This is a genomic window from Duganella vulcania (genome assembly GCF_009857655.1).
Classification (GTDB): Bacteria; Pseudomonadota; Gammaproteobacteria; order Burkholderiales; family Burkholderiaceae_D; genus Rugamonas; species Rugamonas vulcania.
Window position 1 is genome coordinate 28,410 of the sequence record NZ_WWCX01000039.1, and the last position, 10,770, is coordinate 39,179.

General features: G+C 48.0%; 11 protein-coding genes and 1 pseudogene. 7 read left to right on the forward strand and 5 right to left on the reverse strand.

Annotated elements, in window-relative coordinates:
• Positions 1 to 76: 76 nt before the first annotated feature.
• The 5 genes and pseudogenes from GTP90_RS19920 to GTP90_RS19940 form a co-directional block, all read left to right on the forward strand.
• Positions 77 to 697: a TetR/AcrR family transcriptional regulator gene (locus GTP90_RS19920; RefSeq protein ID WP_161018108.1), complete on the forward strand. Its 621-nt coding sequence runs from the start codon at positions 77 to 79 to the stop codon at positions 695 to 697.
• Positions 698 to 901: 204 nt separating this feature from the next.
• Entirely contained in the window at positions 902 to 1,483 is a 582-nt protein-coding gene (locus tag GTP90_RS19925; RefSeq protein WP_161018107.1) for a TetR/AcrR family transcriptional regulator, read from the forward strand.
• A 65-nt stretch (positions 1,484 to 1,548) separates the two neighbouring features.
• Positions 1,549 to 2,130, forward strand: coding sequence for an NAD(P)H-dependent oxidoreductase (locus GTP90_RS19930; RefSeq protein WP_161018106.1), 582 nt, complete (start codon positions 1,549 to 1,551; stop codon positions 2,128 to 2,130).
• A 27-nt stretch (positions 2,131 to 2,157) separates the two neighbouring features.
• A complete protein-coding gene (locus GTP90_RS19935) occupies positions 2,158 to 2,919 on the forward strand; it encodes an SDR family oxidoreductase (RefSeq protein WP_161018105.1) in 762 nt (253 codons plus the stop codon).
• Positions 2,920 to 3,254: 335 nt separating this feature from the next.
• A pseudogene (locus tag GTP90_RS19940) lies at positions 3,255 to 4,031 on the forward strand (integrase core domain-containing protein); the annotation flags it as partial.
• Between the two features lie 159 nt (positions 4,032 to 4,190).
• On the opposite strand, the gene GTP90_RS19945 reads toward GTP90_RS19940, so the two are convergent.
• Both GTP90_RS19945 and GTP90_RS37010 read right to left on the reverse strand, forming a co-directional pair.
• Entirely contained in the window at positions 4,191 to 4,463 is a 273-nt protein-coding gene (locus GTP90_RS19945) for a hypothetical protein (RefSeq protein ID WP_161018104.1), read from the reverse strand.
• A 75-nt stretch (positions 4,464 to 4,538) separates the two neighbouring features.
• A complete protein-coding gene (locus tag GTP90_RS37010) occupies positions 4,539 to 6,224 on the reverse strand; it encodes a methyl-accepting chemotaxis protein (protein ID WP_161018103.1) in 1,686 nt (561 codons plus the stop codon).
• 255 nt (positions 6,225 to 6,479) lie between these two features.
• Between GTP90_RS37010 and GTP90_RS19955 the strand changes: the two genes are divergently transcribed.
• Positions 6,480 to 7,550: an AraC family transcriptional regulator gene (locus GTP90_RS19955; protein ID WP_161018102.1), complete on the forward strand. Its 1,071-nt coding sequence runs from the start codon at positions 6,480 to 6,482 to the stop codon at positions 7,548 to 7,550.
• 275 nt (positions 7,551 to 7,825) lie between these two features.
• On the opposite strand, the gene GTP90_RS19960 is transcribed toward GTP90_RS19955, so the two are convergent.
• From GTP90_RS19960 to GTP90_RS19970, 3 genes are all read right to left on the reverse strand, one after another.
• Positions 7,826 to 8,089, reverse strand: a complete 264-nt coding sequence (locus GTP90_RS19960; protein ID WP_161018101.1) for a helix-turn-helix domain-containing protein — start codon at positions 8,087 to 8,089, stop codon at positions 7,826 to 7,828.
• A 610-nt stretch (positions 8,090 to 8,699) separates the two neighbouring features.
• Positions 8,700 to 9,530 (reverse strand): CAP domain-containing protein, encoded by an 831-nt coding sequence (locus tag GTP90_RS19965; protein WP_161018100.1) that lies wholly within the window; start codon positions 9,528 to 9,530, stop codon positions 8,700 to 8,702.
• Between the two features lie 240 nt (positions 9,531 to 9,770).
• Positions 9,771 to 10,313, reverse strand: a complete 543-nt coding sequence (locus tag GTP90_RS19970) for a hypothetical protein (protein ID WP_161018099.1) — start codon at positions 10,311 to 10,313, stop codon at positions 9,771 to 9,773.
• A 140-nt stretch (positions 10,314 to 10,453) separates the two neighbouring features.
• Between GTP90_RS19970 and GTP90_RS19975 the strand changes: the two genes are divergently transcribed.
• Positions 10,454 to 10,705, forward strand: a complete 252-nt coding sequence (locus GTP90_RS19975; RefSeq protein ID WP_161018098.1) for a helix-turn-helix domain-containing protein — start codon at positions 10,454 to 10,456, stop codon at positions 10,703 to 10,705.
• Positions 10,706 to 10,770 lie beyond the last annotated feature (65 nt).

Sequence of the window (10,770 nt, forward strand, 5' to 3'; positions counted from 1 at the left end):
TACGAAACCATAGAGTACCGAAACCGAATGGTATCATATATCTTTTCTTTACGTTGCGACCGCTGGAGCATGTGAATTGACAGACAAAACTACACAACACCGTCATCGGCTGCCGCCGTCATCACGCGGACGTACACAGGACGTCAGCCGTGATAATTCAATCATCAACGCAACTCTTGAACTACTGGTGGAAAGCGGCTATCACCGTCTAAACATGGCAGCGGTGGCTACTCGTGCTGGCGTATCAAAGGCAACGATTTACCGGCGCTGGACTACCAAGGAAGATCTCGTTGCAGACTCAATCGCGACCATAGGCTATGCGAAGCGCCCTGTTTATCCAGGCACTTCTCTGCGAAATGACCTGCTAGCATTGCTAGAGCAAGCCTGTGGCTCATCCAGTCAGCAAACGATTGTTACGGCAGCTATGGAGGTGGCTCGCTCATCACCTGAACTTGGCAAAAGCTTGCGTAGCCGGTTTGTAGAATATGTACATAAAGAGATCACTTGGGTAGCAGAGCGTGCCGTCAACTATGGCTATGCTCCACTGACTAATACCAAGATCAGTCACATATCTGACACAGCGGTTGCCTTACTCATCTACATATCTGGCCCAACCTCATTGCCGGTTGCGGCTGAACGACTGGCAGGAATTGTGGATCATGTGCTACTGGTCTTAATGACCACTGGTCGACCGTAATCATAAGGTAGCGATCAAACTACTAAATGGTTGTTAAGTTTTCATAATTTTGGGACGGAGATTTCAGAGGACCACCACTTTGGTCTACTGACGTTGCTAAATCTATTATGCCGAGCACAACTCGCAACCTCCCATTCCACAGCTCAGTTGCTTTTTTATAGTCGCAGCTATAGAATTGCGGTACTCAAAAGTTTGGAAGTTCACATGGCAGGCCGCCCACGTCAGTTTGATATCGAGATTGCTATTGATACCGCCTTAAATCTCTTCACGGAGAAAGGATACGAAGGAGCGTCATTTGGCGAGCTTATTAGGGCAATGGGAATAAGTCCACCGAGCTTTTACGCAGCTTTCGGTAGTAAAGAGGAACTATTCCGTCGTGTACTTGAACGCTATGTAACATTGGCAAAGGCTGCAACGCGTGAGGCGTTGGCGCAGGATACCGCTCGCGAAGTAGTCAAGTATTTGCTAACTGGCATGGCAAAGGCGGCAACCAGCCATCCGACTGCACGTGGTTGCCTCCTAGTGCAAAGTGCACTTGTTTCAAGTGACAGTGCTTCGGGCATACGAGATGCTTTACGTTTTGAGCGCGAAGCCAATACTGCCGCACTAGCAGCTCGCTTTCGTGAAGCTGAACAGCGCGGCGACAAAACATTGCCAGGTGAACCTGACGCAATGGCCCGGCTAACCACGATGGTCCTTACTGGCATTGCTACTCAAGCTGCTAGTGGCATTGAGTTCGATTCATTGATGGAGGCTGTCAATTCCTATGTAGACCAATTCGAATAATTTTTTTTCCCAATTTTGTAGTTTAAACTACAGAATATTCACGCCGATTACTTAAGGAGAAAACTATGAAGAAAGTTCATATCATCAACGCACATCTGCCATATGCATTCGCGGCAGGACGACTCAATGCAACATTGGCGGAAATGGCAGTTAGGCACTTCCAAAACAAAGGCTACGAAGTGCAAAAAACTGTCGTTGCGGAAGGCTATGACGTGACAACTGAAATTGCAAAAATTACTTCATCAGACATCATCCTTGTCCAGACGCCACTGAATTGGATGGGAACACCATGGATCTTCAAAAAGTATACCGATGAAGTGTGGACTGCAGGAATGATGGGCAAGATGTCTGCCGGTGATGGCCGCAGTGCAGAGGCCCCAACAGAAAACTATGGCATGGGTGGACTACTTAACGGTCGCTATATGTTGTCGGTAACCGCCAACGCACCGAAGGAAGCGTTCAATGATCAATCTCAAGAATATTTTTCAGGGCGAAGTGAAGACGATTTGACTCTGCCTATCGACTTGAATTTCAAATGGATCGGCCTCGATAAGGTTCCAGCATTCTGGGCCTATGATGTTATGAAGAATGCTCAAATTGAGAAGGACTTAGAGCGATTCGCCAATCACCTCTCCGCCCACTTCTAACCAGCCTGAGCTAAAGGGATAACTTGCATGAAAACTTCAGGAAACACAATCCTTATTACTGGCGGAGGCTCTGGCATTGGACGGGCACTAGCTGAAGCCTTCCACGAACGTGACAATCAGGTAATCATCGCAGGCCGCCGCCAAGCCCTACTTGATGAAGTAACTCAAGTTAACCCTGGCATGCAAACGGCGATACTAGACGTCACGGACTCAAAGGATATTGATCGGTTTGTGCTACAGGCTGCTCACGATTATCCGCACCTCAACGTAGTCATCAATAATGCGGGGATAATGCACTCAGAGGATTGGACCGCAGATGTAGTTGATACGAGAACAGCGAAGGCAATTATCGAGACGAACTTCCTCGGCCCTATCCTTCTCACAGCTGGATTAATGCCCCTACTCCGCATGCAGCGCGAGTCAACCGTTGTCACAGTCTCATCTGGGCTCGCATTTCTCCCCTTGGCGGCTACCCCCACTTACTCTGCAACAAAGGCCGCGATCCATTCGTTCAGCGAATCATTGCGCCATCAACTTAAAGGAACTAGCGTTAATGTAATCGAGATAGCTCCCCCGTATCTGCAAACTGAATTGATGGGGAAGCGTCAAGCTAGCGATCCTAATGCGATGCCGCTCGCCGCATTCATTGATGAGGTTCTGTGCGTTCTGGAAACGCAACCGGAGATTCAGGAGGTTCTTGTGCAGCGGGTATTGCCTCAGCGCTTTGCGTTGGAAAAAGGACAAACGGCGTATCAAGAAATGTTCGACAAGATCAACGGAAAACGCTAGCAGTCCGTTAATGCTTGCGTCAACGCGAGCTGACTCAAGCGGGCCACCTGCCGAGGTATAGTCGACCTGGAGGGCAATGGGGCTTTGACTAACAAATCTTCGCCCCAATTGACTTCAAAAGATCGTTTACGAGATAGCTGCGGGCGTACGTATTGAGCAAACGACTCCCGCCTCGGAGCCGGCCAGCGTCATGTGGCATGAGTGCAAGCAGCTTACTTTGTCAGCGCCAGGCGACCTTCTATCTTCTGGTCTGCTCAGCATCTTGAAGCAGATCGATAAATCCTTTGAGCTAACAAGCGCAACAGAGTTTTACACCGCAGAGAACTCAAAAGGCCAGAGCCTCCAACGAGCTGCGTAAGCGTGGCGTTTTCATTTCCCCGTCTGGAGTGCGTTCTGTTTGGCTGCGCCGGGATCTGGAATCATTCAAAAAGCGCCTGGCAGCGCTTGAGCGCCATGTCGCGCAAACGGGTGATGTGCTGACTGAAGCCCAGGTTGCCGCGCTGGAGCGCAAGCAGGAGGATGATGTGGCCTGCGGTGAAATCGAAACCGCCCATCCTGGCTATCTCGGTAGCAAGGACACCTTCTACGTCGGAACGATCAAGGGCGTCGGACGCATCTACCAGCAAACCTACGTGGACACTTATTCGAAGTGGGCTGCAGCCAAGCTTTACAGCACCAAGACACCGATCACGGCCGCCGATCTGCTAAACGACCGGGTGCTGCCATTCATGGACGAGCAAGGCATGGGCGTCATTCGCATATTGACGGATCGTGGCACCGAGTTTTGCGGCAAGCCTGAGTCGCACGACTACCAGCTCTACCTGGCCCTCAATGACATCGAGCACACAAAGACCAAAGTCCGGCATCCCCAGACAAACGGCATCTGCGAACGCTTCCACAAGACGATCCTACAAGAGTTCTACCAGGTCGCTTTCCGCCGTAAGATTTACCGCAGCATCGAAGAGCTTCAGCGTGACCTTGACGACTGGATCGCCTACTACAACAACGAGCGTACGCATCAGGGCAAGATGTGCTGCGGACGGACACCGATGCAAACCCTAATTGACGGAAAGGAGGCGTGGCGCGATAAAATCACCACATTGAACGACTGAATCTGACCTGACAGTCGCAGGCTTCAAACCGGGTAACTGTCAGATCAAGTCGCGATCACTACATATTATTTAATAAAACATATTTCTCAAAAAAAACAGATAAAAATTATTTTTCACTTTAATAAATATTTATCTTTAAGAGGGAATTTTAATAAACCATCACATATGTGGAATTTTATATTTTTCAGGTATGTTATTTACCAAGACTAGCTTCCCCCCATCGGCTACATTACCAAACTCTATCAAATAGACACCTGATTCTTTGAACCAATTCTCTAGCGGAAGTGAATAGTGTAAAAAATGGAGTTTTTTACCTATGAAACAATGAACAAACTTGACGCTATCTTTTTTGAAGATGTAAGCCCATTGAAAGTTCTCAGCATCAATGTACTCCCCCTCACCATTGATAGTCGGCAATGAAATTTTCTTCATACTTTATTCTGAAGATGAAACAAATTGTATGGAGTTTGAGTAAACAAACCCCACAAAAAATGTGATAAATGGTTCTTAGAATTGTTCCCAGGAGCCTGCATTCGAGCCATCAGAAATCAGACTAAGATGTTTCTTTCGCGTCGGCACCAGTTTTATTGATACAGGCTTTGTAATCGACTTAACAGGACTAGACACCGATTGCGTTTTGTAAAGACCATGTTGATCTGATTCGAGTTTAAATAGACTAACAGTCTGTTCCAACTGATGCGCCTGCTCCCGGAGGGACTGAGCTGCTGCGGCAGCCTCTTCAACAAGAGCAGCATTTTCTTGAGTTGTCTGATCCATTTGACCGATGGCTTCATTAACCTGTTCGATGCCTACGCTTTGCTCATTGCTCGCTAAAGTAATTTCGCCAACAATGTCACTAACACGATGAACGCTGTTGACAACCTCTTGAATTGTCGCCCCCGCCTGTTCAACCAGTTTGCTTCCAACATCAACTTTAGTGACTGAATCATCAATAAGCTGCTTGATTTCCTTTGCTGCGCTGGCACTACGTTGAGCAAGATTACGTACTTCTGATGCGACGACTGCAAATCCTCGACCTTGCTCACCTGCACGTGCCGCCTCTACTGCCGCGTTAAGCGCAAGTATATTCGTCTGGAATGCAATGCCATCAATGACATTAATGATGTCGACAATTTTTGCTGATGAAGCGTTAATGTCGCTCATAGTGGATACTACTTGCCCAACTACCTCCCCCCCTTGCACCGCGACGGTAGACGCCGACGATGCCAATTGATTAGCCTGGCGAGCGTTCTCAGCATTTTGCTTCACAGTGGAGGTCAGTTCCTCTGTGGCAGACGCAGTCTCTTCTAACGAGCTAGCTTGTGCTTCAGTACGAGCTGAGAGGTCGATGTTTCCCATTGCAATTTGACTAGATGCTGCGGCAATCGTGCTAACGCCAGTACGAACATTGCCCACAATCTCAATGAGCCCAGCATTCATTTTAGACATCGCCAGCATCAATAGGCCAATCTCATCCGTTGACGTAACAGATATTTTTTTTGTTAGATCACCAGATGCGATCGCCTCTGCTACCTCTACAGCATCAGAAATTGAACTAACGATTTTACGTGCTATCAAAATGCCCATCACAGCCACAACTAATATGACACTCATACTCACGGCTCCAGCAGACCAAGTGGCGCTATTGATAGTCTTTAAGGCATTCTCAGTCGCCTGGTCCGCTATTTTTTCGTTGTACCTTCTATGTGCTTCCAGACTTGCGTTAAGCTTATCAACGAGAGGCTGGTTACTGTTCATTAATTTTCTTGCATCATCCCACATACCTGAATTTGCAAGTGTTATTACCTTTGCTTGTAGCTCTAAAAAATTGGAAAATGCGTCATTTACAGAATTAAGCAATTCCCTGTCTTTTTCATCCGCGATAAAACTGTCCCTATATTTCTGAACTCCATCCTTTACCTTTTGCTTAGCGTCTTCCATGGAGTTGGTCAGGGCGCTCTTATCGGCCGCCTCGCTCAGTGCCAAATATTTCCATGTTGATATTCGCACAGAATTCATGCTTTGATTATTCTGTGCAATTATAAGTAAGCTTGGCACTACGTTAACAGCCGAGTAACTAGCCTCCACGTGAATTTTTTTCATCTTTTGGATGCCAGCGAACATTAAAAATAGTAGTCCGGCAACAACCAAGATAATGAGAAGATACAGCTTTCGAGCAATTGTCAATTTCATTTTTTCTTTGATCCCTAGAATTATATTTAATATTGTTCCCGCCACTTAAGTGGCGCCGTCCCCACTAGCGGCCAGTTAACAGTCGAAACGATTTCTGGTGGAAGCACAGGCGAGATCACTCGCACCACTATGTACATGATGGCGAATGCAGCCGATTTCGCATGAAAGTTGCCAAATTGCAGTTTAAGTTTAATAATGATGAATGAACAGGTGATTGTAGGAAACGATTTAGGGCAGTAGAGGACACAAGGCATCATGCAATCTTTAATTCGGGAATATAGTAGATTTTTCAATTCATCACTCCCGTTTTGCCACACAGCCGAAGAATATTCACTTCACTGGGTCAGTTTTTTGCACTCTGACATGCTTCAACATGGCGCAAACAGTGCCGACGTGCTAGCAAATACAGGTATCAGCGATGCTTCACTGGGGAAAGGAAGTGGCCGCGTATCAGCAGTACAGCTATTGCGCATAGCGTTAAACTGCTTGAAGGTTTCGCCTGATGTGGGCATACGTGTGGGAGGACACCTGGGCTTAGTCGCTTGCGGCATTTATGGATATGCAATGATCAGCAGCCCCGATCGCCAGCATTTAATCGATACTGTTGAGAAATATGCCCACTTCATCGATCCGTTTACCAGAGTATCGTATAAAAGCAGCAGTAAGGAGTCTGTGTGGCAGATTGTTCCATATTTTTCAGATGACCCTAATAATCCACTATATAAATTTTCCATTGAAATAAAGCTCGCTAGTTCTGTGCGATTCTGCAAAGATTTGTACGGGAGTGACTTTAAACTAAAACTTGTGCGGGTGAAATATCCCAAACCGAAAAATGCATTAGATTATTTATCAATACTAGGATGCGAAGTTCAGTTTGGATGTGATCGAAATGAGATGATCTACCCTAATATCGCACTGACTCCGACAGCAAGATTTAACCCGGATCACATTACACATAAATTAATTCTAGATTTGTGTGAAAATGAAGCGCAGCGAATACGCCGAAGAATTACTTTATCTAGCGAGATTGCTAGATTAGTCCAAATTCATTTGGATAAACAATTAGGCATTGAAGACGCTGCAAATATGCTGCTTATGAATGCAAGGACTTTACGTAGGCGACTCAAAGATGAGGGCACGACATTTAGTGAGATCGTCAGCGAACAGCGTATGTCTAAAGCAATCGCCTACCTAAAAAATAATGTAATGACAATTGAAGAAATAGCTGCGAAACTTGGATACTATGATAGTTCCAGCTTCAGAAAGGCATTTGCAGCATGGTCTGGCGAGAAACTTAGCGATTTTCGTCATCTTTACGCTTCATGACCTGACTGGTAAATTTATTGCCACCAGCTTGACTAGGCTTCGACTAAGCCGCCAGTATTTGATGCATCTGCCGACTGCCAAACCATTCTCTGTCACAGGCGGCAGGCTGTGTCGGCTACACGGTCTGGCTAGCCTGCAGACACGTCACCTATTACGGGCGGAAAAGCGAAACACACGTCGAGCGTTTTCCCGATTAGTTGAAACGTACTTCAGATTCCTCCCTTGCTCCTGAAGTAGCTTATCCCTGGTGCAGCACTGCCCATTTTCGTCTCGGATTACCACTCCGCCAAACTGCTTGCGCCGCCGGTATCTCTTACTGCCAAATGTAGGTCTAGCTCAAGTACAGCGCACCAACTGAGCAACTGCTTGAAGCTGATTTCATCGGCGTGCTTCTCTAAATGAGATATACGGTTTTGACTCAATCCGACGCGGATCGCTACAGCGGTCTGCGTAAGCTTCATGTGCTTGCGAGCGGATACGAGAAGCTGACCAAGCTGTGGTGCGGTAATGAGTCGTTGAGAAATCGGTGGGGTGAGCATATTCTAAGTATCTAATATGTAGATAGCGTTCCTTTATCTGCATATCGGATAATGCCAAGATAGCCGGATATCAGATAATTGGTTTTTTTGGAAGTTGTCGCCAGTCGCACTCCCATGCCAGCCCACCGGCTCGTGCCTCTCTCAGCTCGCAGACCCCAACATACCTTTCATAGCCGGTAAAGAATTCCAGCTTAGATGACTTGCTCGTGGCCAAAGCAACCTGGTATTTTCTAAGTCTATCGTGTCATCACACGAACCAATTACAACATCGTCGTCATCGCACCTGCAAATGAACTGCTGACGCCCATGTTGATCGATGCCAGAATAGATCTGTGCCACACGTCTCAAAGTATATGCCTCCCCGTCCAGGAACTTGGACTGCATAGTTACCCGAGTTTCAGTGGGATGACGAGTGGTCAAAAAATCGATCACGGATCTCAAATCCGAGGAAATATACCGGGAGAACTTCTGATCGCGAGAATAGCGAGCTGGAAGCACAACATCCACATGAAATAGCATGTCATCGACACTAATTTCAAATAGTTCTTCACTCATGTCAATAATCATCTAAGATTAAACGTGACTAACCAAGCCAAGGCCCGCAAATCGTTTATTTCGTTTTGAACGACCATTCTTTGGTAAAGGCCGCGCCGTTGTTGGTGCCGACGAACTTCACGTTGTAGGTGGTAGCCGACTTGAACGGAACCTTAGCGATCAGGAAGGCAACGTTGCTGGTCAAGTAGGAGTTGGGATCGTTGGAGCGGGTCATCAGACGTACATCCATCGGAGCGGCCTGGCCAGCTTCGGTCACAGTAAAGGTTGTCACGGCAATGGTATTGCCGGTCACGACCGATACGCTGATTGGATAGCTGGTTTTAGTCGGGAAGTCATCGTTGGCCGTAGACAGGTCCGGGAACGGATTAGGCGCTTCCACATACGCATGCAGCGCTACGCCCGTCTGACCATTCGCAGGATAAACGCCAACGTAGTCCGACGCGACCGACTGATTGGTTTTCAGGCCCATTTCCATGACCACGGTTTGCGATTTGTCTGTGCCGACTGCCACGCCGATTTCACGCACGTTTTGGAGCATTAGACCGGCGCGGTGGTAGACGGTTTGTGCCAGCGTACCGAATGCCGCAGCGCCGCCCTGGTTGCCGCCGAAAGTAACTTCCTCGCCAGCGTAAGAACCATCATAGCCAGCGAACTTGACACGGTCCAGTTCCTGCACCCCAGTGAATTTGGCCAGAGCGCCGTTTTCTATGTGCAGCATCGAGCGTCCAGTGGCCGGGTCGTAGCTGTTGAAGTTGACGGTGCCACCGTTGTTCACGTCATTCGCCAGGAGGTAACTCAGGTGGTTGGCCGAGGCCGTGTCCAGCTTGGTGTTCTGCGCCAGCAGACCCAGACCTACCTTACTGCGGAAGTCGTTCAGCGCCGACACGAACGCGTACTCCTGGCTAGTGGCCGCATAAGTTAGCGCTGGAACAGTCGTCTGGGTGTCGCCTGGGGTTACGATAGGGGCACTTGGCGTGGTTGGGCCAGTTGGCGCAGTAGTCACCGTGTTAGCGCCTCCGCCGCCTCCACAAGCGCTTACCAGGGTCGAGATCGCGATTGCAGCGAACACACATGCTTTCTTATGCATTGTTTCCTTTAAGGTGGTTGAGAGAACGAGCAAACGGCATTAGTCCAATGCCGTACGAGCTTTGTTAATTGTGCGGATGCGTAATCGAGGCGAAAACCTCTTGGAATAGAAGAGCATCCACGTAAGCTGCGCGCCCCATAGTCCAACGATGGCCACGAACATCATGTGCTCAAAGGCCGCGTCGCTTATGTAGTTCAGAAGGGATCGGAATACGTACAAAGGTATCCCGAACAAGATGGGGCTGACCAAGAAGGTGGTGATGAGTGCCAGTACACCAAAAACAACTGTAGACACGATAGTTTCGGTGACAAGCGTACCGCTTGGATCTGGCAAGCTAATAACCTTGCCGCTCTCGGCTTTGATAGCGCATAGATAGATCCGACCTTTACCGATCCGACAGAACGACAGCTCGACTTGTTCTCCCACGCAGTCTTGGAGGGCACCATCGAGGTATACCCCTACAGAGACTCCATCAATCCTCTGATCACCCACCTCTAGATAAGCAAACACTGTGCTGCCGCTCTTATCCCAGATCCCAGCAGGGATGCCGCCTAACTTCCCACGTGCGATAAACGTCGTCATAGTCAGATTTCTTGCCCGTCAATTTGATATCACCCCTCAAATAAATCTGAGGGTCATAGATATTGCCAAATGGAAATTCCTGGCGATTATATACCAAAACCGGTTTTGGTATATTCCACAACCGGTTTTAGCCTTATGGCATGGCTAACTCACTACATGACTTGAAATACCAGATCTTTCGCGAGATGCTCACCAATGCGCGTGCATCGAAAGGGATGCTTCAAAGTGAGGTGGCAGATCAGCTTGGCAAGGCCCAAGCATTCGTAAGCAAGTACGAGCGTGGAGAGCGAAGAATCGACCTGCCCGAATTCCTGGAAATAGCTGCGGTGCTGGGCATCGACGTCTCAAAATTTATTAAGGAATTTCAGAAGAAGCTAGCGAAGGCTTCCTGAACTGGTGCAGAAAGCTTCGCTATCTCTAGCTTAGGACGGTGGACGGGCATTCAGTTTTGACCGAA

Excerpts from the sequence above, each read along its gene's own strand:
- GTP90_RS19970 (WP_161018099.1), bottom strand. The coding sequence starts at position 10,313 with ATGACGACGTTTATCGCACGTGGGAAGTTAGGCGGCATCCCTGCTGGG.
- GTP90_RS19930 (WP_161018106.1), top strand. The coding sequence starts at position 1,549 with ATGAAGAAAGTTCATATCATCAACGCACATCTGCCATATGCATTCGCG.
- GTP90_RS19925 (WP_161018107.1), top strand. The coding sequence starts at position 902 with ATGGCAGGCCGCCCACGTCAGTTTGATATCGAGATTGCTATTGATACC.
- GTP90_RS37010 (WP_161018103.1), bottom strand. The coding sequence starts at position 6,224 with ATGAAATTGACAATTGCTCGAAAGCTGTATCTTCTCATTATCTTGGTT.
- GTP90_RS19935 (WP_161018105.1), top strand. The coding sequence starts at position 2,158 with ATGAAAACTTCAGGAAACACAATCCTTATTACTGGCGGAGGCTCTGGC.
- GTP90_RS19975 (WP_161018098.1), top strand. The coding sequence starts at position 10,454 with ATGGCTAACTCACTACATGACTTGAAATACCAGATCTTTCGCGAGATG.
- GTP90_RS19960 (WP_161018101.1), bottom strand. The coding sequence starts at position 8,089 with ATGCTCACCCCACCGATTTCTCAACGACTCATTACCGCACCACAGCTT.
- GTP90_RS19955 (WP_161018102.1), top strand. The coding sequence starts at position 6,480 with ATGCAATCTTTAATTCGGGAATATAGTAGATTTTTCAATTCATCACTC.
- GTP90_RS19945 (WP_161018104.1), bottom strand. The coding sequence starts at position 4,463 with ATGAAGAAAATTTCATTGCCGACTATCAATGGTGAGGGGGAGTACATT.